Origin of the sequence: Streptomyces sp. NPDC012769 (assembly GCF_042901205.1) — a bacterium.
Classification (GTDB): Bacteria; Actinomycetota; Actinomycetes; order Streptomycetales; family Streptomycetaceae; genus Streptomyces.
The window spans coordinates 147689-170691 of the sequence record NZ_JBIBCP010000009.1 but is presented as its reverse complement, the minus strand read 5'-3'; the positions used below and the strand labels follow the sequence as shown (position 1 = coordinate 170691).

Below are 23003 nucleotides of genomic sequence, written 5' to 3'. Positions count from 1 at the left end.
CCTTTCCAGGCGAAGACGGGGATGCCGGCGGCGGCGATCGCGGCGGCGGCGTGGTCCTGGGTGGAGTAGATGTTGCAGGACACCCAGCGGACCTGGGCGCCGAGGGCGACGAGGGTCTCGATGAGGACGGCGGTCTGCACGGTCATGTGGAGGGAGCCGGTGATGCGGGCGCCGGCCAGGGGCTGGGTGGCGGCGTATTCACGGCGGATCGCCATCAGGCCCGGCATCTCGTGCTCGGCGAGGGTGATCTCCTTACGGCCGAATTCCGCCAGACCGATGTCGGCAACCTTGAAGTCGGTGAACTCAGGCATGGACAAGACTCCTTGACGCTTGAATCGTTCTGTGGATTTCCAGGGCCGCGGTGGACCTGTTGAGCGTGATGTAGTGCAGCCCCGGCGCTCCCTCGGCGAGCAGCCGCAGCCCCATCGCCGTCGCGTGCTCGACACCGATCCGGTAGGCGGCGGCCGGATCGTCCTTCGCCGCCTCCAGGCGGTGCGCCAGGTCCTCGGGGAACGCCGCGTCCGACAGCTCGGCGAACCGGCGGATCTGGCGCACGTCGGTGGCGGGCATGATCTCCGGGATGATCGGGGTGCCGCAGCCGGCCGCCGCGACCCGGTCGCGCAGCCGCAGATAGTCCTCCGGGTCGAAGAACATCTGCGTGATGGCGTAGTCGGCGCCCGCCCGGCACTTGGCGACGAAGTGCGCCAGGTCGCCCGCGGGGCTCTCGGACCTCGGATGCCCCTCCGGGAAGGCCGCCACGCCGATCCGGAACTCGCCCAATGACCGTACGAGCTCGACGAGTTCGTACGCGTAGGTGAACCCGTCCGGATGCGGGGTCCAGGCGCCGCGGGGATCGCCCGGCGGGTCGCCGCGCAGGACGAGGACGTCACGGACGCCCGCGTCGGCGTAGGCGCCGATGATCGCCCGGAGCTCGGCGACCGAGTGGCCGACGGCCGTCAGATGGGCGACGGGACGGAGGGTCGTCTCGGTGACGATCCTCTGGGTGACGTCAATGGTGCGGTCCCTGGAGGAGCCGCCCGCGCCGTACGTCACGGACACGAAGTCCGGCGCGAGCGCCTCCACGCGCCGGATCGCGTCCCACAGCGCCTGCTCGCCCTTGTCGGTCTTCGGCGGGAAGAACTCGAACGAGAAGGTGGGCGTGGGCGTGGGGTTCACGGGCGTCGTGCTCATCGTCGCCCTCCGGCGTTGAAGTAGCTGGCCTCGGGGTGGTGGACGACGAAGGCGTCCGTCGACTGCTCGGGGTGGAGCTGGTACTCCTCCGACAGCACGACCCCGATCCGCTCCGGACCGAGCAGCTCGGCGATCTTGGCGCGGTCCTCCAGGTCGGGGCAGGCGGGGTAGCCCAGGGAGTAGCGGCAGCCCTGGTATTCCGTCCGCAGCATGCCCTCGATGCCGGTCGGCTCCGAGGCTCCGGCGATGCCCCACTCGGCGCGGACCCGGCCGTGCCAGTACTCCGCCAGCGCCTCCGCCAACTGCACGGAAAGTCCGTGCAGTTCGAGGTAGTCACGGTAGGAGTCGGCGGCGAACAGCTTCGCCGTCTCCTCCCCGACTCTGGACCCGACGGTGACGATCTGGAGGCCGAGCACGTCGACCTCCCCCGAGTCCTCGGCACGGAAGAAGTCGGCCAGACAGAGGCGGCGGCCCCGCTCCTGGCGGGGGAAGGTGAAGCGGGTCCGCTCGCCTCCGTCCTCGTCCAGGACGATCAGGTCGTCGCCCTTGGACACACAGGGGAAGTAGCCGTACACCACGGCCGCTTCTAGGAGGTGGTCCGTCTGGAGCCGGTCCAGCCAGCCCCGCAGCCGCGGCCGGCCCTCCGACTCGATGGTCTCCTTGTCCTTCAGACCCCACTGGCCCTTGAACAGCGCACTCTCGTCGAGCCAGGACGCGTACTCGGCGAGCTGAATGCCCTTGACGACCCTCGTCCCGAGGAACGGCGGCTCGGGAACGGCGTTGTCCACGGCCACGTCGCTGCGGCCGGCCGGCTCCGACTCCCGCACTTCCAGGACCGGCGTCTCCCGCTTCGGCACCCGCCGCTGCTTCAACTCCGGCAGGCTCGCCCCCGGCACCCCCCGCTTCACCGCCATCAACGCATCCATCAGGCGCAGACCCTCGAACGCGTCCCGGGCGTAGCGGACCTCACCCTGGTAGATCTCGTGCAGGTCCTGCTCGACATACGCCCTGGTCAGAGCCGCACCACCGAGGATCACCGGATACTTCTCCGCAAGGCCCCGGCCGTTCAGCTCCTCCAGGTTCTCCTTCATGATCACCGTCGACTTCACCAGCAGACCGGACATGCCGATCACGTCGGCGGAGTGCTGTTCCGCAGCTTCCAGGATCGCGGAGACGGGCTGCTTGATCCCGATGTTGACCACGTTGTAGCCGTTGTTGGAGAGGATGATGTCGACCAGGTTCTTGCCGATGTCGTGGACATCGCCCCGGACGGTCGCCAGGACGATCGTTCCCTTGCCCTCGGCGTCCGATTTCTCCATGTGGGGTTCGAGATACGCCACCGCCGTCTTCATGACCTCGGCCGACTGGAGGACGAACGGCAGCTGCATCCGGCCGGAGCCGAACAGCTCGCCGACCGTCTTCATCCCGTCCAGCAGGATCCGGTTGACAATGTCCAGCGCCGAGGTCGTGCTCAGCGCCTCGTCGAGGTCGGCCTCCAGGCCGTTCTTCTCGCCGTCGATGATCCGCCGCTTCAGACGCTCCTCCAGCGGCAGCGCGAGCAGCTCCTCCGCCTTGCCGGCCTTCAGCGACTTCGCCGTCGCGCCCTCGAAGAGCTCCAGGAGCCGCTGCAGCGGGTCATAGCCCTCCCGCCTCCGGTCGTGGATCAGGTCGAGCGCGACCTCGACCTGCTCCGGTTCCAGGCGCGCGATCGGCAGGATCTTCGACGCGTGCACGATCGCCGAGTCCAGACCCGCCTTCACGCACTCGTCCAGGAACACCGAGTTCAGGACGATCCGGGCGGCCGGGTTGAGGCCGAAGGAGATGTTCGACAGACCCAGCGTCGTCTGCACGTCCGGATGGCGCCGCTTCAGCTCACGGATCGCCTCGATCGTCGCGATGCCGTCCTTCCGCGACTCCTCCTGACCGGTGCAGATCGTGAAGGTGAGGGTGTCGATCAGGATGTCCGACTCGCGGATGCCCCACTTCCCCGTCAGGTCGGCGATCAGCCGCTCGGCGATGGCGACCTTCTTCTCCGCCGTCCGCGCCTGCCCCTCCTCGTCGATCGTGAGGGCCATCAGCGCGGCCCCGTGCTCCTTGGCCAGCGTCGTGACCTGCGCGAACCGCGACTCGGGCCCGTCCCCGTCCTCGTAGTTGACCGAGTTGACGACGGCCCGGCCGCCCAGCTTCTCCAGGCCGGCGCGCAGCACACCCACCTCGGTCGAATCGAGCACGATCGGCAGCGTCGAGGCCGTCGCGAAGCGGCCCGCGAGCTCCTCCATGTCGGCGACGCCGTCACGGCCCACGTAGTCCACGCACAGGTCGAGCATGTGCGCGCCCTCGCGGATCTGGTCCCGGGCCATCTCCACACAGTCGTCCCAGCGGCCCTCCAGCATCGCCTCACGGAACTTCTTCGACCCGTTCGCGTTCGTCCGCTCACCGATCGCCAGGTACGCCGTGTCCTGCCGGAACGGCACGTGGCTGTAGAGGGAGGACGCGCCCGGCTCCGGCTGCACCGTCCGCGCCGGCACGGCCGCGCCCCGCACCCGCTCCACGATCTCCCGCAGGTGCTCGGGGGTGGTGCCGCAGCAGCCGCCGACGAGGGCGGGGCCGTAGTCCCGTACGAACGCCTCCTGGGCGTCGGCCAGTTCGGCCGGGGACAGTGGGTAGTGGGCGCCGTCGGACGTCAGCACGGGCAGGCCCGCGTTCGGCATCACGGACACGGGGATCCGGGCGTGCCTCGACAGATAGCGCAGGTGCTCGGCCATCTCGGCCGGGCCGGTCGCGCAGTTCAGGCCGATCATGTCGATGCCCAGCGGCTCCAGCGCCGTCAGCGCCGCACCGATCTCCGAGCCGAGCAGCATCGTGCCGGTCGTCTCGACGGTCACCTGGACGATCAGCGGCAGGTCGCCGGCCCCGCACCAGTCCAGGGCCCGGCGGGCGCCGATGACGGCCGCCTTCGTCTGGAGCAGGTCCTGTGAGGTCTCGACGAGCAGGGCGTCGGCGCCGCCGCGGATCAGGCCCTCGGCGTTCTGCTGATAGGCGTCGCGCAGGGGCTCGTAGGTGACGTGGCCGAGGGTGGGCAGCTTGGTGCCGGGGCCCATGGAGCCCAGCACCCAGCGGGGGCGGCCGTCGGCGGCGGTGTGGGCGTCGGCGACGCCGCGGGCGATGCGGGCGCCCGCCTCCGACAGCTCGTAGACGCGGTTCTCGATGCCGTACTCGGCGAGCGCGGCGAGGTTGGCGCCGAAGGTGTTGGTCTCCACGCAGTCCACGCCGACGGAGAAGTAGGCGTCGTGGACGGAGGCGACGATGTCGGGCCGGGTGAGGTTGAGGATCTCGTTGCAGCCCTCCAGACCGGTGAAGTCGTCCATCGTCGGGTCGGCGGCTTGGAGCATGGTGCCCATCGCCCCGTCGGCCACCACGACCCGCGTGGCGAACTCGTCCCGTAGCGACCTGCGTACGACGCTCACGTCAGCCCCCTCAGATGCGTCAGCAGTTCGGCCGTACAGCCCATGCCGTAGGCGGTCCTGATCCGGTCCAGGAGCGGCTCCCGGTGCAGCCGGTACTCCTGCGTCCCCACGTAGTCGAGGACGGTCGCGGCGACCGCGCAGCCCAGCTGGGCGGCGCAGCGCTCGGGCACGCCCCACAGCGTCGCGGCGAGGAATCCGGCCCGGAAGGCGTCCCCGACGCCGGTCGGGTCGACCACGCCCGCGACGGGGACGGCCGGCACGGCGAGCGGGGCCCGGCCCTCGCCGCGGACGCGGACGCCGGCCTCGCCGTGGGTGGTGACCCAGGTGCCGACGCGGCGCAGCACGTCCGCCTCGGCCCAGCCGGTCTTCTCCAGGAGCAGGGCGGTCTCGTACTCGTTGGTGAACAGGAAGCGGGCCCCGTCCACCAGTGCCCGCACCTGGCCGCCGTCGAGCCGCGCCAGCTGCTGCGACGGGTCGGCGGCGAAGGGGACGCCGAGCTCGCGGCAGGTGCGGGTGTGCCGCAGCATGGCCTCGGGGTCGTCCGGGGACACCAGGACGAGTTCGAGGCGGCCGGTCCGGGCGACGACCTCCCGCAGGTCGATCTCGCGGGCCTCGGCCATCGCTCCGGCGTAGAAGGTGGCGATCTGGTTCTGCGCCCGGTCGGTGGTGCAGACGAACCGGGCGGTGTGGAGCGACTCGCTGACGCGCACCGAGTCGGTGTCCACACCGTGGTCCTTCAGCCAGATCCGGTACGGCTCGAAGTCGGCGCCGACCGCGCCCACGAGGACGGGACGCAGTCCGAGCACGCCGAGCCCGAAGGCGATGTTCGCTGCCACTCCGCCGCGCCTGACCTCCAGGTTGTCGGCGAGGAACGACAGGGAGACCCGGTCGAGGCGGTCGGCGATCAGCTGTTCGCTGAACCATCCCGGGAAGGTCATCAGATGGTCGGTCGCGATGGATCCGGTGACAGCGATACGCATGTCGACTCCCTCAGCTCCCTTGGCTTCCTCAGCGCCCCGCGGCCGTCTTCAGGGCTTCGACGCGGTCGGTGCGCTCCCAGGTGAAGTCCGGGAGCTCGCGTCCGAAGTGGCCGTAGGCGGCGGTGGCCGCGTAGACGGGCCGCTTGAGGTCGAGGTCCCGGATGATCGCGGCCGGCCGGAGGTCGAAGACCTCGCTCACGGCCTCCTGGATCCGCTCGTCCGGCAGCGTGCCCGTGCCGAAGGTCTCGACGAAGAGGCCGACCGGCTCGGCCTTGCCGATGGCGTACGCGACCTGCACCTCGCAGCGCCGGGCGAGACCGGCGGCGACGACGTTCTTCGCGACCCAGCGCATGGCGTAGGCGGCCGAGCGGTCGACCTTGGACGGGTCCTTGCCGGAGAACGCGCCGCCGCCGTGCCGGGCCATGCCGCCGTACGTGTCGATGATGATCTTGCGGCCGGTGAGGCCGGCGTCACCCATCGGGCCGCCGACCTCGAAGCGGCCGGTCGGGTTCACCAGGAGCCGGTAGCCGTCGGACTCCAGGCTCACGCCCTCCTCGACGAGCTCCTTGAGGACGTGCTCGACGACGTACTCGCGGATGTCGGGGGCCAGCAGGCCCTCGACGGAGATGTCGGCGGCGTGCTGGGAGGACACGACCACCGTGTCGAGCCGGACCGGCTTGTCACCGTCGTACTCGATGGTGACCTGCGTCTTCCCGTCCGGCCGCAGATAGGGGACGGTGCCGTTCTTGCGGACCTCGGTCAGCCGGCGCGACAGACGGTGGGCCAGCGCGATCGGCAGCGGCATCAGCTCGGCGGTGTCGTCGCAGGCGTAGCCGAACATCAGGCCCTGGTCGCCGGCGCCCTGCGCGGCGAGCTCGTCGCCCGCGCCCTCGACGCGGGACTCGTAGGCGGTGTCGACGCCCTGCGCGATGTCCGGCGACTGGGCACCGATGGACACCGACACGCCACAGGAGGCGCCGTCGAAGCCCTTCGCGGAGGAGTCGTAGCCGATGTCGAGGATCGCGTCGCGCACCAGCTGGGCGATCGGCGCGTACGCGGTGGTGGTGACCTCGCCGGCGATGTGGACCTGACCGGTGGTGATCAGCGTCTCCACGGCCACCCGGGAGTGCGGGTCCTGGGCGAGCAGCGCGTCCAGGACGGTGTCGCTGATCCGGTCGGCGATCTTGTCGGGATGGCCCTCGGTCACCGACTCCGAGGTGAACAGGCGGCGGCTCATGCCTGGACCTCCACCGGGGCCACGAAGAAGTGCTGCTCGATGGCGCCGAGGGTCCGGATGGAGTCGACCTCCAGGGTCTCCATCTGGATGGCGGTGCCGCTCTCCTGCTCCAGGAGGAAGACGAACTCGACGAAGGACAGCGAGTCGATGAGCCGGTTCTCGATCAGGTCGAGGTCGGGCGCGATGTCGTCGCGCTCCGGGTGACGCTCGAGGATCCAGTTCTTCACCGTCTGCAGGCCGTCGGCCATGATTGCTCTCCTTTAGCTACTGCTGGGATACGTAAGGGGTGGGGGCGATGATCGGCGCGGCGACCGCGACCGCGTAGTCCACGTCGTGGCTGATGGACACGGTGATCTCGGAGATGCCGGACTCCTGGGCCATCTCGGCCGCGGGTCCACGCAGCTCCACCAGCGGCCAGCCGCCCTCGGAGCGCCGTACGACGATGTCCGGCCAGGGCAGGAACCTGCCGCGGACCCGCAACGTCTTGAAGGCCGCCTCCTTGGCCGCGATCCGTCCGCACAGGCTCAGGACGTCGAGCCCGTCGGCGGTGCGGCAGTCGGCGAGTTCGCCGGGGGTGAGCATCCGCTCGAAGAACTTCTCCCCGTACTGGGCGAGAAGCCTGCGGACACGGTTGACGGACACGATGTCCATGCCGAGGTTCGCCCAGCCCAGGCCGCCCGCCGGCGGGGCGACGGGACGGGCCGGCACGTCAGATCACCGGCCCGGCCGCGCCGCTCGCACCGGCCCGCAGGCGGGCGTTCGCGTCGAGGACCGCCTGTGTGGCGGCGTCCCAGCCGCCGTGCCGGCGGGTGAGCGCCGACAGCCACCGCTCCAGGCCGAAGGCGACACAGCTGGTGAAGGCGGGGCCGCCGGTGGACTCCAGGGTGATGGCGCAGCGGTCGCCGAAGAAGTTCCGGTGCGTGTTGACCGAGGCGATCGCCAGGTCCTCGTACAGGAACTCGTGCTTCACCGGGGTGAGCCGCTGGAGCAGGGCCTTCGAGCCGCCCTTGTCGAAGAACGGGTCGCAGGCGGCCTCCTTGCGCAGCGGCAGGTCGAGCGCCTCGGCGAAGGCGTGGACGCGGGTGGTGAAGGCCGCGAGGTGGTTCTCGGCGTGCTCGCGGCCGCCGATGGCGACGATCTCCCGCATGCGGAAGCCGAGCTGGCGCCGCATGCCCTCGTAGTGGGTCTCCTTGCGAAAGCACCAGGAGCAGATCGTGACGAGGGTGTCGTCGGCGACCCGGGTGCCCTGGTGGGTGAGGTAGACGGCGTAGCAGGACGCCGAGGGCAGTCCGAGCGCGGCGGGTTCGAGCGCGGCGGTCGGAAAGCGGCCGGTGTCGGTGTCGAAGGGCGTGGTCGCGCGGCGCTCCAGGTCGAGCGGGGCGGCGACGACGGCCTGGTGGGGGAAGTTGTCGTAGTAGTCGAGCCTGGCCAGGTCGGCGGCCGGGAGCAGCGGGGGCATGGTCATCGGGCGGGCGCCCGCGGCCACCCCCCAGCCCTCGAAGGTGTCGTCGAGGAGCCGCAGCAGGCGGGTCGCCTCGGGGCCGAGCGTGGGCAGGCCCCTGGTGTCCCCGACGGACTCGGGGGTCGTGAGGGTCATGGTCGGTGCACCTCTCGGGTGGGGGCTGTCGCTCAGACGACGGGCAGCGTGTCGTCGGAGAAGATCCCGGTCTTCAGGAAGAAGGACAGCGGCTTGCGGATCGCCTTGCGCTCGTGCGGGCGGCGGCGCTCGTCGGCGACGAGGCTGTTGCGCAGCGCGAGCGGGTCGGGGATGCCGGCGTCGCGGTACACGTGGGGGTTGTAGAGGGAGTTGATGCTGTAGACGACGTACCGCTTGAGGTACGCCTCGACCTCACGGACCCGCTCGGCGCCGACGGCCTGGCACATCCGCTGGTAGAGGAGGGAGACCAGCTCGCGGCCGAAGGCGATGTGGCGGGACTCGTCCTGGTGGTGGATGCGGTTGACCTCGCGGATGGTGTGGCACAGGGTCGCGTCCTTGGCCATCCGGGAGTTGTAGTGGTCGACCAGCTCCTCGAAGAACAGGATGCGGGTGAAGACCAGGAAGTTCTCGACCTCGGGCTCCCAGGCGGCGTCGGCGCGCATGGCGGTGGAGCCGTAAATCTTGTTGCCGTAGCGGCGGCAGAACTCGGAGAAGAACCACATGTGTTCGTTCTCCTCGCCGATGAAGTGGTGGAAGAAGTCCGAGGGGACCTCGAAGCCCGGCATGTGGATGCGGCCGACGACCTCGATGAGGAGCTCGCGGATGCCGTGCACGTTGAGGCTGTAGAAGTTGATGGACTCCCACTTCGACAGGCGCTGGAGCGCCTCCTCGCCGAGGCTGTCGAAGTGCTCGGTGCCGTAGACGGTGAGCAGCTCCGGAGTCATCCAGAAACGGTTCTCCTCCAGCGTCTCGGGCCACTGGAAGGTCTGGTACGGGTTGTAGTAGTCCTCGACGGAACGCTCGCTGAGCCGCTCCAGGACTTCCATGAACCGGTCGGTGACCGGCAGGGGGGCGGTGACGCCCATGACGTGGCTCCTCAGGAAGGTGGGGTCAGGGGCGGACTTCGTAGACCGCGTTGACCGGGGTCTCGGTAGCGCGGCGCCAGCGGGTGAAGCCGGCCTCCTCGGCGATGGCGCGGAAGGCCTTCTCGCCGGAGTGGTTGCCGAGCGCGTGCGGGCCGCGCTGGGCGACGGCGACGGGCAGGCACATCACGGCGGACAGGGCCATGAACATGCGGGCGGCGGGGGTCTGGGTGTCGATGTCGGCGGGCGAGACGTTCGACTCGACCAGCATCCAGGTGCCGTCCGCGTCCAGCGACTTGTGCACGTGCTGGGCGGCGGCGACCGGGTCGCCCATGTCGTGCAGGGCGTTGAAGAAGCACACCAGGTCGTAGCCGCTGCCCGGGTAGTCGTCGGCGGAGGCGACCTCGAAGACGACCCGGTCGGACAGACCGGCCTCCTCGGCGAGCTGCCGGGCGATCGAGATGGCCTCTTCCGAGTAGTCGAAGCCGTGGACGGTGGCGTTCGGGAACGCCTTCGCGATGAGCAGCGTGGTGTGGCCGACGCCGCAGCCGACGTCGGCGACGGTGCCGCCGGCGGCCAGCTTGTCGGTGACCTCGTGCAGCGCGGGCAGCCAGTCGGGGACGAGCTTGTGCTCGTACGTCGGCTGGAAGAAGGAGCCCATGCCGGTGTCGAGCGCCGGGTCGTGCTCGGCCCAGCCGACGCCGTCGCCGCTGCGGTACGCCTCGACGAGCGAGTCCTCGGTGGCGTAAAGCGCCTTCAGGGCGGTGAAGAAACCGGCGGCGAAGGTGACCGCGGTCGGGTCGGCGAGGACCTCGACGTGGTCGGCGGGCAGCGTGTACGTGAGCGAGCTGGGGTGCCGCTCCACGTAGCCGGCGGAGAGCTGGGCGTGCAGCCACTCCTCGATGTACCGCTCGCTGGTGCCGGTCTTCTCGGCGAGCTGGGCGGCGGTGAGCGGCCCGTTCGCCGCGAGGGCCTTGTAGAGGCCGAGGCGCTCGCCGAGGGCGACGGTCAGGCCGCGGACGGCCGCGCCGGCGTCGCTGATGACCTGCTGGTGGAAGTCGTGGGCGCTCATGCGGCCTTCTCCTCCTGGTAGCCGTTCGTGGTCGGGAGCTCGCACGTGAACAGGAAGGACCGCGGCACGCGCGGGACGGAGCGCGGCGGGACCGGGTAGGGCCAGCGGTCGAAGTCGGCGCCGGGCTCGCCCGGCTGCCTGACCTCGCGCACGTCCCAGCCGCAGGCGTCGAGCAGCGCCTCGGGCTCCTCGGTGCCGAAGAGCCACGGGTTGCCGTCCTCCTTCAGGGCACTGAGGAAGCCGCGGGCCAGCGGGTTCTCCAGGGCGGCCTTGGAGATGACGTCGCCGAGCAGCACGGAGCCGGGCGCCGCGTGCGCGGACAGCGTCGAGATGAGGGTGCGCACGGCCTCCTCCGGCAGGAAGAACAGCAGGCCCTCGACCACCCACAGGACGGGCTCGTCGCTCTTCCAGCCCGCCTCCTTCAGGGGGCCGGTCCAGTCCTGGGTGAGGTCGACCGGAACGGTGATCCGGGTGCGGCCGGCCGGCTGCGGCTCGTTCGCCAGCATCTCGGCCTTGGCCTGAAGGAGGGCCGGGCGGTCGAGCTCGTAGACGGTGACGCCGTCGGGCCAGGGCAGCCGGAAGAACCGGGTGTCCATGCCGGCGGCGAGGAAGACCACCTGGCGGATGCCCCGCTCCTCCACCGCCTTGACGATGGCGCGGTCCAGGTAGGTGGTGCGGATGGCGAGGAACGGCACGGTGCCGCCCCCGGCGTAGCGCTCGAGCAGTTCGAAGCCGATCCGGTCGGCGACGGTGCGCGCGTAGGGATCGGCGAACAGCCGGTCCTCGCGCTCGGTCTCCAGGGCGCGCGCGGCGGCGGTCCACTGGGCGGTGCGGGATACGGCCTCCACAGGAGGTCCCCCTTCACTGGTGGTGTGGGTGATTCGGACGGCCGTGCTCAGCCGGACACCGGGACAGCGGGCGTCCTCGCGGTCTTCTGCGAGGCGCTCTTCGCCTGGCGCGAGCAGCACCCGGCGGGGTCCGCGGCCGCGGGCATCGACGACAGACGCGCGGCCTCGGATCCGGCGGGACGGCGCCGGAAGATGCTGTGCAGGATCATGCTGAACACGGCCGTCCCGTCGGCGGCCACCAGCGTGCAGCGCGGCTTGACGGTGCCGCTGGTGGGGTTGAACGGCGACGGCGTGGCGCCAAGGATCTCCACCCGCGCCCTGAGGACGTCGCCGGGGCGCACGGGCCGCAGATAGCGGACCTCGTCGATGCCGGGCGAGCCCATGCAGGCGCTGTAGGCGAGCAGTCCGTCGACGTAGCGGCGCATGAACATCGACTGGGTGTGGAAGCCGCTGGCGATCAGCCCGCCGAACTGGGAGTCCTTGGCGAGCTCGGGGTCCGTGTGGAAGGGCTGCGGGTCGAAGCGCTTTCCGAACTCCAGCACCTCCTCCGCCGTGACGGTGACGGTGCCCAGCTCGTGGACGTCGCCGGGCCGGAAGTCCTCGAAGTAGCGCATCACGCGCCCCCCTTGACCTAGGAGTGGTCGTTCCCTGGCATCACCCAATCTACGAATCAGTCATTTATTTTGTCAACCCAAAAGAAGCGTCCGAGGGGCTGATTGTTGACCCGATCGGACTCGCCAACAGGCCTCAGCTCAGGGCCTGTTCGACGTCCGCCCACAGGTCCTCGACCGACTCGATCCCGACCGACATCCGCACGAGCCCCGGCGCGATCCCCGCGGCGGCCAGCGCCGCCGAGTCCAGCTCGCGGTGCGAGGTGGACGCCGGGTGGGTCACCAGGGACTCGACGCCGCCGAGCGACAGTGCGAGCCGGGCGACCCGCACCCGCTCGACGAAGGCCCGGCCGGCCTCCCGGCCGCCCGCCGGCTCGAAGGAGAGCAGCCCGCCGCCGCCCGAGAGGACCTTGCGGGCGGTGTCGTACGAGGGATGGCCGGGGAGCATCGGGTAGTGGACGGCCGTGACGTCGGGACGGGCGGCGAGCCGTTCGGCGAGCACGGCCGCGTTCAGGCAGTGCTCGCGCATCCGCAGCGGCAGCGTGGGGATCCCGCGCAGGGTCAGCCAGGCGGCGAACGGGTCAGCGCAGGCGCCCAGTTCGACCGTGCGGGGCCACACGGCGCGGCGCAGGGCGTCGTCGGCGAAGACGGCGGCGCCGCCGAGGACGTCGGAGTGGCCGGAGAGGTATTTGGTGGTCGAGTGGACGACGACGTCCGCGCCGAGCTCGATCGGCCGGCACAGCACGGGCGAGGCGAGCGAGTTGTCGACCAGGCTCGTCACCCCCATCCTGCGGGCGGCGGCGAGCAGTCCGGGCAGGTCGGGCACCTGCCCGGTGGGGTTGGCGACGGTCTCCAGGACCAGGAGCCGGGTGGCGGGGTGCTGGGCCGCCGCCTCGAACTCGGCGGTGTCGTCGCCGGACACGTAGGTGACCCGGATGCCGTAGCGGGCGGCGAGGTCGGACAGGACGGCATAGGTCCCGCCGTACAGACAGCGCTGCGCCACCACCCGGTCACCGGGCTTCAGGAGCGCGAGCAGCACCCCGCTGATCGCGCCCATGCCGGAGGCGAAGGCGATGGCCCCGGCACCGCCCTCCAGGCCGGCGAGGGTCTGCTCCAGGGCCCGTACGGTCGGGTTGCCGCGGCGACTGTAGACGTACTGCCCGTCGGGCCCGGCCATCGCCTCGGCGAGCGCGTCGGCCGAGTCGAAGGCGAAGGCGGAGGACTGCACGAGGGGCACGGACAGCGGCCGGCTGCCTTCCGGAAGGGGCGGATGGGCGACGTGCACGGCGCGGGTGTTCAGGTCCCGGGTGTTCAGGTCCATGGGGCGGGTTTCCTCTCGGAGCGGAAGTAATGCCGTACGGAAAGGGGGCGCCGTACGGAAAGGGGCGGCGCACGGAAGGGGGCGGCGCACGGAAGGGGGCGGCGTACGGGCGATGCGGTACGAGCAGGGGCGGCGTACGAAAAGGGGGCCGCCCGACGGCCGGTGAACGGACATCGGGCGGCCCCTGGGAATCGGGGTCACGGCGGCGGGTCAGACGGCGACCTTGTCGCCCTGCTGGTCGGCGGCCGCGGGGGCGGGGGCCCCGGCGGCGAGCGCCTTGTCGCTCTTCATCACCAGGAGGGTGATCACACCGCCGACGGCGGCGATGATCGCGGCGCCGATGAAGGCGGACGAGAATCCCTCGGTCAGCTTCGGCAGGTTGCCGAGCTGGTCGGCGCCCTGCGACATGGCGACCGCGGTGAGGGCGGCGAGGCCGAGCGCGGAGCCGACGTTGTAGGTGGTGTTGACGATGCCGGAGGCCAGACCGGCCTGCTCCTGCGGGGCGCCGGACATCGCGGCGATCATCGCCGGGATGTAGGCGAGGGACATGCCGAGCGCGGCGACCAGCGAGGCCGGCAGGACGTCGACGACGAAGGTGCCGGTGGGCTCGACGGCGGCCAGCCAGAACAGGCCCGCGGCGAGGACGAGCAGACCGACGCCGATGAGCGGCTTGGCGCCGACCTTCGCCATGAGCTTGGCGGTGATGGCCGTCATGAAGATCATCAGCAGGCCGGTCATCGGCAGCAGGGCCGCACCGGAGGCGAAGGCGCCGTAGCCGAGCACCTGCTGAAGGTAGAGGTTGAGGAAGTACCACATCGGGATCCAGGCGGCGCCGAGCAGCGTCATCGCCAGGTTGGCCGAGCCCAGGCGCGGGACCCGCCACACGCTGAGCGGCATGAGGGGCTCGCGGACGGCCTTCTGGATCACGAAGAAGAGGATGATGAGGGCTGCGGCGCCGGCCAGCTCCAGGACGGTGGCGGTGGAGCCCCAGCCGACCTCGGGGGCGCGGACGACCGCGAAGACGCCGAGCGCGAGACCGGCGGTGACGGCGACGGCGCCGAGGACGTCGACGGAGCCGCGGCGGGACTCGACGTTCGGGAGGAGCTTGGTCGCGGCGAGGGTCGCGATGCCGATCGGGACGTAGATGATGAAGCACCACTGCCAGGCGGCCCACTCGGTGAAGACGCCGCCGAGGAACACGCCCGCGGTGCCGCCGGCCGGGGCCGCGGCGCCGTAGAGCGCCATCGCCTTGCCGAGCTCCTTCGGGTCGTGCATGAAGAGCATCATGAGCAGGGTCATGGCGGAGGGCGCGATGAGCGCACCGCCGACGCCCTGGACGGCGCGGCCGGCGATCTCGACCCACGCGGTCTGCGCGGCGGCGGCGAGGATCGAGCCGGCGATCATGATCGCCCAGCCGGAGACGAAGATCTTGCGGGCTCCGACCAGGTCGGAGAGGCGTCCGCCGAGGAGCAGCAGACCGCCGAAGACGATGACGTAGGCGTTGAAGACCCACTGGAGCTCGCCCTGGGAGAAGCCGAGCTCCTTCTGCATCTCGGGGAGCGCGACTCCGATGATCGAGGTGTCCATGATGACCATGAACTGTGCGGCGGCGAGCACGACAAGTGCCCACCAGCGCCGGGGATTGACGGTTGACATTGCCCTGACCCTTCGCTCGCGGTGACATACCCCTGGGGGGTACCTGCGTGGAGCACCGTAGCATACCCGTGGGGGGTATGTAAGGGCGAAATGAAGGCGTACGGGAACGCGCGCCTCCGCCCGCCGGAGGCCCCTTCCGGGCGGCAGAATGCCCCCATGACCGCAGCCCAGGACCCCGCGCTGCTCCAGCGCTGGAACGCCACCCTGCTCGCCGCCCGCGCCGGCCGCGAGGGCCCGGACCCGCTCCCGTACGGGGAGAACCTCCTCGCCCGCTGGAGCGAACCGCAGCGCCGCTACCACACCGTCGACCACCTGCGGGCGGTCCTCGACCGCATCGACGAACTGGCCGATCAGGGCGGCGAGGGCGGGGAGTTGGAGCTCGTCCGGCTCGCCGCCTGGTTCCACGACGCGGTCTACCGCCCGGACCGCTCGGAGAACGAGGAACGCTCCGCGGCCCTCGCCGAGAAGGCCCTGACGGAGGCCGGCCTGACCGAACGCGAGGTCACCGAGGTCGCCCGCCTGGTCCGCCTCACCGTCACCCACGACCCGGCCCCGGGCGACCTGAACGGCGAGACCCTCTGCGACGCGGACCTCGCCGTCCTCGCCACCGACCCTGATACCTACGGGGGGTATACGGCGGCGGTCCGCGAGGAGTACGCCTTCGTCCCCGACGAGGCCTTCCGCGAGGGCCGCGCGGCCGTCCTCCGTCAACTCCTCGCCCTGCCCCGGCTGTTCCGCACCCCCTACGGCGCGGCGGTCTGGGAGGAGAAGGCGCGGGAGAACCTCGAGAAGGAACTCGCGGAACTGGCCGGGGACTGAGGCCGAAAGGCTCCGTTCACCCTCGTGGGCCCGGTTCAGGCGCCGCTGATGAAGTTCTCCCATGCCGGCCCCGTCGTCGCGACGACGACGGCGGCCTCCCGTCCCGGCTCGGGAAGGTGGGCCCGGTCCCCCTCCTCGCGGATGACCGCCGGCCGGTCCATCGGAAGCACGCTCGCACCGAGCCGGTCCACCAGTTCGGCCAGGATGCCGAAGAACCGGCCGGGCGGGAACCGGTTGACGGCGACGCAGAGCTCGTTGATGTCGAACTCGACCTCGCGGTCGTCGGGCGTCCGGATCAGCGCGCCCTCGAACCCCTCGTCGGCGGATACGAGGTACGGCGCCAGAACCTCGCGCACGAGATTCATGTCCAAGGGCTCCGGTTCCCCGTTCCTGTATCGGAGCACGAACATGGTGCGACTCATTCTTCGATCCTCACAGGACTGTTCGTTTCCGAGAACCCGGGGCGGGGCCATGAGCCCCCCAGTCGGACGCCTCCCGGCGTGAGGAACCGCCGGGGAAGGTGACCGTCTCGCATACCGAGACCATTAAGAACGCGGGGAATGACAGGCACAAACCGTCGGTTGACCCATGTCATGCCGTCTTCCTCCGCCGAGCCGCACGAGACCGACCAGCCCGCCGAGCACGCCGCGCACCCAGCCGCCCCCGCCCCCGCCCGTATGCCCCTGGCCGTGTACATCCTCGGCCTGTCCGTCTTCGCGCTCGGGACGAGCGAGTTCATGCTCTCCGGGCTGCTGCAGCCCATCGCGGCGGACATGGACGTCTCCATCCCCCGCGCGGGCCTGCTCATATCGGCCTTCGCCATCGGCATGGTCGTCGGCGCGCCGCTGCTCGCCGTCGCCACCCTCCGGCTGCCACGGAAGACCACCCTGGTCGCGCTGATCACCGTCTTCGGACTCGGCCAGGTCGCCGGCGCGCTCGCGCCGAACTACGCCGTCCTCTTCGCCTCGCGCGTGGTGAGCGCCCTCGCCTGCGCCGGGTTCTGGGCCGTCGGCGCCGCCGTCGCCATCGCCATGGTGCCGGTCGGAGCACGGGCCCGGGCCATGGCCGTCATGATCGGCGGGCTGTCGATCGCCAACGTGCTCGGCGTCCCCGCCGGCGCCTTCCTCGGCGAGCACCTCGGCTGGCGCTCCGCCTTCTGGGCGGTGGGCGCGGCCTCCGCGATCGCCCTCGTCGGCGTGATCACCCGCATCCCGCACATCCCCCTGCCCGAGACCCGGCCCCGCCTCAAGAACGAGCTGGTGATCTACCGCGACCGCCAGGTGCTGCTGGCCGTCGCCATCACCGCCCTCGCCGCCGGCGGCGTCTTCTGTGCCTTCTCCTACCTGGCCCCGCTGCTCACCGACGTCTCCGGCCTCGACGACGGCTGGGTCTCCGGCGTCCTCGCCCTTTTCGGCATCGGCGCACTGATCGGCACGTACATCGGCGGCCGGGTCGCCGACGCCCACCTCTTCGGCGTCCTCCTCAGCGGCATCACCGCCTCCACCGTCTTCCTCGTGGCGCTCGCCCTGTTCGCGTCCAGCCCCGTCGCCACGATCGCGCTGACCTTCCTCCTGGGCGTCTCGGCCTTCTACACGGCCCCCGCCCTCAACGCCCGCATGTTCAACGTCGCCGGCGCCGCCCCCACCCTCGCCGGCGCCACCACCACCGCCGCCTTCAACCTCGGCAACACCGGCGGCCCCTGGCTCGGCGGCACCGTCATCGACGCCGACCTCGGCTACGCCTCCCCCGCCTGGGCCGGCGCGGCCATGACGCTCCTCGCCCTCGCCACGGTCGCGGTCGCCCTGCGACTGACGCGGTCCCGCTCGCGGGTGGTGACCAGGTCCTCCACCACCAAGCAGCCGGAGGAGTCCCGCGTATCGTCGCGCTGACATCGACAGCACGAGAGCAGGGGAGCTCAGCAGTGCGACTCAACACGATCCGCACCGCCGTCGCGGCGGCCGGGGCGCTCGTCGTGACCCTCGCGGGCGCGGTCTTCGGGACCGCGCCCGCGAGCGCCGTCTCGGCCGACTTCGAGTACGAGGTGGGGGTGAACGCCGGCCCGTACGTGGACGTGCCGGGCACCGCGATCACCTTCGACGCCGCGGCCGGGGAGCGCTCGTTCCTCTGGTCCCGTTACTTCTCCACCGAACCGGTCGACGCCCTGTCCGCAGGCGACAACATCGGCAACACCTTCGCCATCCGCTGTCAGGGCGCCGACGGCACCGCCCTGCCCTCCGGCACCGAGACCGGCGCCTACTGGGCCGCCAACCTGGTGCCCCCGGGCGAGACCCGGCTGACCACGGCCCTGCGCTGGGTGTTCATCGCCCCCGCGGACGGCAGCTACACCTGCCGCCTGTCGATCGTCTCGTACTCCTCGATCATCAAGAACGGCCGTACGGTCACCATGCGCGTCCCGGCCGGCGCCGAGCTCGCCCGCAAGACCTACGCGGCCACCGCCCGCTGGACCCTCCCGGCCGACAAGGGCACCACCGTCGCCCGCGGCATCACGGCCACCACTCTCGGCTACACCTACACGCCGTCGGCCACCGACAGCGACTTCGTGGTCTACCAGGACGCCGCGCTGACGACCTGCGTCTACAACTCCTCCATCTGCTCCGGCGGCACGAGCGCCCACACCGGCACCGTCGTCGACACCTGGGTCGAGGCCCAGCCCCAGAACGCCTCCGGCGTCGCCTGCGGCGGCCCGATCGCGGGCCCGGTCTCGCGCTGGAACATCACCGACGACAAGCACCACCAGACGGCCGCCAACACCCTCAAGCTGACCAAGGCCCAGCTCGGCGGCTGCACCCAGGTGCGGACCACCCTGAAGGTCCGCAACGTCAGCGGCAACCCCGTCAACATCCACGACGGCCACGCCTCCCAGACCATCGCCGCCACCCACGGCGCGGGCATCAGCTACACGCCGTAGCGCGGCAGGCCCCCGCCCTGCGCCGGCGGCCAGTCCTCCGGGCGCCCCTTCGGCCGGCGCAGGCCCGCCTTCGTCAGGAGGCGGACGATCTCCTTCGAGCCGACCTCGACCGCGCCGGCCGCCACCGCGGAGGCGTAGCGGTCGGACGGGATGTCGTAGTGGTCGCGCTCGAAGGCGCGGGGCGGGCAGCCGATGGCGGCGGCGAAGGCGTGCAGTTCGTCGAACGAGACGTCGCTGACCAGGTGCGACCACATGCGGCCGTGGCCCGGCCAGGTGGGCGGGTCGATGTAGAGGGTCACGCCCGCACCTCCGCCGACACGGCCCCCCGTGACACAGCTCGCGTCCGGCCCCCCGCAGCGGCCCTCCCGGCTGCCGCCCCCGTCACGTCAGTCCGCCCACGGGTGCCACTCTCACTCCCTGCTTGCCGCAGACCCAGTGCGGGTCCGGGCCCATCTCCGGTTCGACGTCGAGGGCGTGCGGGTCGCCGGAGGAGCAGACCGGGCACAGGGGCCAGCGGCCGTACCGTTCGAGCAGGGCGTCCTGGACGTCCTGGGCGACCAGACCCGCCACGAAGGCCCGGCCCTCGGGCCACTGCTCCACCCACCAGCGGCGGTGGGCGACGGCGTCCTCCACCATCGAGACGACCTCGGCCATGCCGACCTCGCGCGCCGCCAGGTCGGCGAGGATCCGGGCCCGGGCGGCATGAAGGGCCTGTTCTACGGGGTCGATCTCGTCCATGTTCACATTCTGCGCCCGGGCCCCTCCCGGGACCAACGGCCTGCTCCGATCCGGGGGCCGACGGGGGCTTGACGCTCCCCGTAGCCGAAAATATCTTTCAATCGTGACCAATGACGTGAAGGAAAGTTTCACCGGCGCGGCCCCGCCCGCCCCCGCCGCCCTCGCGGCCAAGGTGCGGACCCTCGCCCCCTCCATGACCCGCTCCATGCAGCGGGTCGCCGAGGCCGTCGCCGGAGACCCGGCCGGCTGCGCCGCCCTCACGGTCACCGGTCTCGCCGAGCTCACCGGCACCAGCGAGGCGACCGTCGTGCGCACCGCCCGCCTCCTCGGCTACCCCGGCTACCGCGACCTGCGGCTCGCCCTCGCCGGCCTCGCCGCCCAGCAGCAGTCCGGCCGCGCCCCCTCCGTCACCGCCGACATCGCCGTCGACGACCCCGTCGCCGACGTCGTCGCCAAGCTCGCCTACGACGAGCAGCAGACCCTCGCCGACACCGCCGCCGGACTCGACACCGTCCAGCTCGGCGCCGCCGTCGCCGCCCTCGCCGCCGCCCGCCGCATCGACATCTACGGCATCGGCGCCTCCGGCCTCGTCGCCCAGGACCTCGGCCAGAAACTGCTCCGCATCGGCCTGATCGCCCACGCCCACAGCGACCCGCACCTGGCCGTCACCAACGCCGTACAGCTCCGCTCCGGCGACGTCGCCATCGCCATCACCCACTCCGGCTCCACCGGCGACGTCATAGAACCGCTGCGGGTCGCCTTCGACCACGGCGCCACCACCGTCGCCATCACCGGCCGCCCGGACGGGCCCGTGACGCAGTACGCCGACCACGTCCTGACCACCTCCACCGCCCGCGAGAGCGAACTGCGCCCGGCCGCGATGTCCTCCCGGACCAGCCAACTCCTGGTGGTGGACTGCCTGTTCACCTGCGTCACCCAACGGACGTACGAGACGGCGGCCCCTGCCCTCGCGGCCTCGTACGAAGCCCTCGCGCACCGCCACGCCCCCCGCACGCGCCAGCACTAGCACCGAAAGAGCCGCCCCGTGCCCACGCACTCCACGCCTGCCGGCGACTCCGCGCCGTCCACCTACTCCGCGCTGCGCGCCCAGCTCGCCACCCTCACCACCGAGGCCTTCCGCCCCGAGCTCGCCGAGATCGACCGGCTGCCCACCACCGAGATCGCCGCGCTCATGAACCGGGAGGACCAGACCGTCCCCGCCGCCGTGGCCCGGCAGCTCCCAGCGATCGCCGCCGCCATCGACGCCACGGCCGAGCGGATGGCCCGCGGCGGACGGCTCGTCTACATGGGCGCCGGCACCGCCGGCCGGCTCGGCGTCCTGGACGCCAGCGAATGCCCGCCCACCTTCAACACCGACCCCTCCGAGGTCGTCGGCCTCATCGCGGGCGGCCCCTCCGCCCTGGTCAGGTCGGTCGAAGGCGCCGAGGACTCCAGGGAGCTCGCCGTCGCGGACCTCACCGCGCTCGGCCTCACCGCCGACGACACCGTGGTCGGCGTCTCCGCCTCCGGCCGCACCCCGTACGCCGTCGGCGCCGTCGCACACGCCCGCGCCCTCGGCGCGCTCACCATCGGCCTGTCCTGCAACGCGGACAGCGCGCTCGCCGCGGCCGCCGAGCACGGCATCGAGGTCGTGACCGGGCCCGAACTGCTCACCGGCTCCACCCGGTTGAAGGCGGGCACGGCCCAGAAGCTCGTCCTCAACATGATCTCGACGATCACCATGATCCGGCTCGGCAAGACCTACGGAAACCTGATGGTCGACGTCCGCGCCTCCAACGACAAGCTCCAGGCCCGCTCCCGTCGGATCGTCGCCCTGGCCACCGGCGCGACCGACGAGCGGATCGAGACCGCGTTGCGTTCCGCCGACGGAGAGGTGAAGACCGCCATCCTGATGATCCTGGCCGACATCGACGCCAAGACCGCCGAGCGGCGGCTGCAGGACTCCCGGGGCCACCTGCGCGCCGCGCTGCACGCGACGACGACCTGAGGCCCGTCTCGTACCCCTCAGCCCTCACCCCTCACAGCGAGGCACCACCGCACCATGAGCACAGACGACAAGAACCGCGCCGTCGCCGCCGCGATCCTCCCGCTCGTCGGCGGCGCCGGAAACATCACCTCCGTGGCCCACTGCATGACCCGTCTGCGGCTCGGTCTGCGCGACCGCTCACTCGTCCGGGACGAGGCCCTCAGGGCGCTGCCGTCCGTGCTGGGCGTGGTGGAGGACGACACGTACCAGATCGTCCTCGGCCCCGGCGCGGTCGCCCGGGTGACCCCTGAGTTCGAGGCCCTGGTGGCGGCCGCCGCACCACTTCTCCACGTACACGGCGAGGCCGCCGCACCGAAGGTCACCGCCCCGAAGCACACCGCCGAGGACCTCGCGGCGGCGGGCGCCGCGATCAGGGCCGCCCGGAAGGCGCGGAACGCGACGCCGTTCAAGCTGTTCCTGCGCAGGATCGCGAACATCTTCGTCCCGCTGATCCCCGCCCTCATCGGCTGCGGCATCATCGCCGGCCTCAACGGCCTGCTGGTCAACCTCGGATGGCTGCCCGGCGTCACCCCGGCACTCGCCGCCGTCGCGAGCGGCTTCATGGCCCTCATCGCCGTCTTCGTCGGCTACAACACGGCCAAGGAGTTCGGCGGCACGCCCATCCTCGGCGGCGCGGTGGCCTCCGTCATCGTCTTCGCGGGCGTCCAGAAGATCGAGGTCTTCGGCCGGCCCCTCTCCCCCGGCCAGGGCGGCGTCCTCGGCGCACTCGGCGCGGCGGTCCTCGCCGTGTACGTGGAGAAGTGGTGCCGCCGCCGGGTGCCGGAGGCCCTGGACGTGCTGGTCACCCCGGCCCTCACGGTGCTCGTCTCCGGCCTGGTCACCGTCTTCGGCCTGATGTTCGTGGCCGGCGAGGTCTCCCGGGCGATCGGCGACTTCGCCGACTGGCTGCTCGCGAACGCGGGCGCCGGCGCCGGCTTCGTCCTCGGCGGGCTGTTCCTGCCGCTGGTGATGCTCGGCCTCCACCAGGCCCTCATCCCCATCCACACCACCCTCATCGAGCAGCAGACCTACACGGTGCTCCTGCCGATCCTGGCGATGGCGGGCGCGGGCCAGGTCGGCGCGGCCATGGCCGTGTACGTGAGGCTGTCCCGCAACGGCTCGCTGCGCCGCACCATCCGCTCCGCCCTCCCGGCCGGTCTCCTCGGCGTCGGCGAGCCCCTCATCTACGGCGTCTCCCTGCCCCTCGGCCGCCCCTTCGTCACCGCCTGCGTCGGCGGCGCCTTCGGCGGCGGCTTCGTCGGCCTCTTCACCATGCTCGGCGCCAAGGTCGGCTCCACCGCCATCGGCCCCTCCGGCTGGGCCCTCTTCCCGCTCCTCGACGGCAACAAGGGCATGGGCGAGACCGTCGCGATCTACGCGGGCGGGCTGCTCGTCGGCTACGCGACGGGCTTCCTGGCCACGTACTTCTTCGGCCTCGGCCGGGCGCTGATCGAGGAGTACGACGTGGCGACGGAGGCCGCCGGGACGGAGGCACTCACGGGACCGCCGGCCTCCCCGGGTCCGGGGCCGGCTCCGGCCCCGGGCGCCGCCCCGGCGAAGGCCTGAA

Annotated in this window: 23 protein-coding genes; 6 read left to right on the top strand and 17 right to left on the bottom strand. The window is 71.6% G+C overall.

The window, feature by feature from the left end; all coding sequences use genetic code 11:
* The 14 genes from ACFY7C_RS35350 to ACFY7C_RS35285 form a co-directional block, all read right to left on the bottom strand.
* Positions 1–311: adenosylhomocysteinase (locus ACFY7C_RS35350; RefSeq protein ID WP_389659237.1), on the bottom strand; the 311-nt coding region annotated here is incomplete at its 3' end.
* Positions 304–1191: a methylenetetrahydrofolate reductase [NAD(P)H] gene (gene metF, locus ACFY7C_RS35345; protein WP_389659234.1), complete on the bottom strand. Its 888-nt coding sequence runs from the start codon at positions 1189–1191 to the stop codon at positions 304–306. The genes metF and ACFY7C_RS35350, both read right to left, overlap by 8 nt.
* Entirely contained in the window at positions 1188–4658 is a 3471-nt protein-coding gene (metH, locus tag ACFY7C_RS35340) for a methionine synthase (protein WP_389659231.1), read from the bottom strand. Before metH ends, metF begins: the two co-directional genes overlap by 4 nt.
* The gene (locus ACFY7C_RS35335) at positions 4655–5638 is read right to left on the bottom strand and encodes a carbohydrate kinase family protein (protein ID WP_389659228.1); all 984 of its coding nucleotides are present in this window, start codon (positions 5636–5638) and stop codon (positions 4655–4657) included. Before ACFY7C_RS35335 ends, metH begins: the two co-directional genes overlap by 4 nt.
* Positions 5639–5666: 28 nt before the next feature.
* Positions 5667–6875, bottom strand: a complete 1209-nt coding sequence (gene metK / locus ACFY7C_RS35330) for a methionine adenosyltransferase (RefSeq protein WP_389659225.1) — start codon at positions 6873–6875, stop codon at positions 5667–5669.
* Positions 6872–7123, bottom strand: a complete 252-nt coding sequence (locus tag ACFY7C_RS35325; protein WP_389659222.1) for a phosphopantetheine-binding protein — start codon at positions 7121–7123, stop codon at positions 6872–6874. The genes metK and ACFY7C_RS35325 overlap by 4 nt, the downstream gene beginning before the upstream one ends.
* Before the next feature lie 16 nt (positions 7124–7139).
* Positions 7140–7583, bottom strand: coding sequence for a holo-ACP synthase (gene acpS / locus ACFY7C_RS35320; RefSeq protein ID WP_389659219.1), 444 nt, complete (start codon positions 7581–7583; stop codon positions 7140–7142).
* 1 nt (position 7584) lies between these two features.
* Complete coding sequence (locus tag ACFY7C_RS35315) at positions 7585–8472, bottom strand: hypothetical protein (RefSeq protein WP_389659216.1); 888 nt, start codon at positions 8470–8472, stop codon at positions 7585–7587.
* Between the two features lie 32 nt (positions 8473–8504).
* Complete coding sequence (locus ACFY7C_RS35310; protein WP_389659213.1) at positions 8505–9398, bottom strand: diiron oxygenase; 894 nt, start codon at positions 9396–9398, stop codon at positions 8505–8507.
* Between the two features lie 25 nt (positions 9399–9423).
* Positions 9424–10467, bottom strand: a complete 1044-nt coding sequence (locus ACFY7C_RS35305; protein WP_389659210.1) for a class I SAM-dependent methyltransferase — start codon at positions 10465–10467, stop codon at positions 9424–9426.
* The gene (locus ACFY7C_RS35300) at positions 10464–11315 is read right to left on the bottom strand and encodes a class I SAM-dependent methyltransferase (RefSeq protein ID WP_389659207.1); all 852 of its coding nucleotides are present in this window, start codon (positions 11313–11315) and stop codon (positions 10464–10466) included. Before ACFY7C_RS35300 ends, ACFY7C_RS35305 begins: the two co-directional genes overlap by 4 nt.
* A gap of 47 nt (positions 11316–11362) precedes the next feature.
* Complete coding sequence (locus ACFY7C_RS35295; RefSeq protein ID WP_389659204.1) at positions 11363–11929, bottom strand: MaoC family dehydratase; 567 nt, start codon at positions 11927–11929, stop codon at positions 11363–11365.
* 133 nt (positions 11930–12062) lie between these two features.
* Positions 12063–13247, bottom strand: a complete 1185-nt coding sequence (locus ACFY7C_RS35290) for a trans-sulfuration enzyme family protein (protein WP_389659202.1) — start codon at positions 13245–13247, stop codon at positions 12063–12065.
* Positions 13248–13457: 210 nt separating this feature from the next.
* A complete protein-coding gene (locus tag ACFY7C_RS35285) occupies positions 13458–14903 on the bottom strand; it encodes an MFS transporter (protein WP_389659199.1) in 1446 nt (481 codons plus the stop codon).
* 156 nt (positions 14904–15059) lie between these two features.
* On the opposite strand from ACFY7C_RS35285, the gene ACFY7C_RS35280 reads away from it, so the two are divergent.
* Positions 15060–15722: a hypothetical protein gene (locus tag ACFY7C_RS35280; RefSeq protein WP_389659196.1), complete on the top strand. Its 663-nt coding sequence runs from the start codon at positions 15060–15062 to the stop codon at positions 15720–15722.
* A 35-nt stretch (positions 15723–15757) separates the two neighbouring features.
* Here the strand turns inward: ACFY7C_RS35280 and ACFY7C_RS35275 are convergent, their stop codons facing one another.
* Positions 15758–16087, bottom strand: a complete 330-nt coding sequence (locus tag ACFY7C_RS35275) for a hypothetical protein (protein ID WP_389659193.1) — start codon at positions 16085–16087, stop codon at positions 15758–15760.
* A 312-nt stretch (positions 16088–16399) separates the two neighbouring features.
* Here ACFY7C_RS35275 and ACFY7C_RS35270 point away from each other — a divergent pair, with 312 nt between their 5' ends.
* On the top strand, positions 16400–17611 hold the full coding sequence (locus ACFY7C_RS35270) for a Cmx/CmrA family chloramphenicol efflux MFS transporter (protein ID WP_389659261.1): 1212 nt from the start codon (positions 16400–16402) through the stop codon (positions 17609–17611).
* Positions 17612–17643: 32 nt separating this feature from the next.
* Complete coding sequence (locus ACFY7C_RS35265) at positions 17644–18651, top strand: hypothetical protein (RefSeq protein ID WP_389659190.1); 1008 nt, start codon at positions 17644–17646, stop codon at positions 18649–18651.
* Here the strand turns inward: ACFY7C_RS35265 and ACFY7C_RS35260 are convergent.
* Both ACFY7C_RS35260 and ACFY7C_RS35255 read right to left on the bottom strand, forming a co-directional pair.
* The gene (locus tag ACFY7C_RS35260; protein ID WP_389659187.1) at positions 18639–18950 is read right to left on the bottom strand and encodes a DUF4031 domain-containing protein; all 312 of its coding nucleotides are present in this window, start codon (positions 18948–18950) and stop codon (positions 18639–18641) included. The two genes, ACFY7C_RS35265 and ACFY7C_RS35260, sit on opposite strands and share 13 nt — an antisense overlap.
* Before the next feature lie 82 nt (positions 18951–19032).
* Entirely contained in the window at positions 19033–19389 is a 357-nt protein-coding gene (locus ACFY7C_RS35255; RefSeq protein WP_389659184.1) for a hypothetical protein, read from the bottom strand.
* 103 nt (positions 19390–19492) lie between these two features.
* Between ACFY7C_RS35255 and ACFY7C_RS35250 the strand changes: the two genes are divergently transcribed.
* From ACFY7C_RS35250 to ACFY7C_RS35240, 3 genes are read left to right on the top strand one after another with little or no spacing between them, the layout of a single operon-like run.
* Entirely contained in the window at positions 19493–20416 is a 924-nt protein-coding gene (locus ACFY7C_RS35250; protein WP_389659182.1) for a MurR/RpiR family transcriptional regulator, read from the top strand.
* A gap of 18 nt (positions 20417–20434) precedes the next feature.
* Positions 20435–21397 (top strand): N-acetylmuramic acid 6-phosphate etherase, encoded by a 963-nt coding sequence (gene murQ / locus ACFY7C_RS35245; RefSeq protein ID WP_389659179.1) that lies wholly within the window; start codon positions 20435–20437, stop codon positions 21395–21397.
* Positions 21398–21451: 54 nt separating this feature from the next.
* The gene (locus tag ACFY7C_RS35240) at positions 21452–23002 is read left to right on the top strand and encodes a PTS transporter subunit EIIC (RefSeq protein WP_389659176.1); all 1551 of its coding nucleotides are present in this window, start codon (positions 21452–21454) and stop codon (positions 23000–23002) included.
* Position 23003 lies beyond the last annotated feature (1 nt).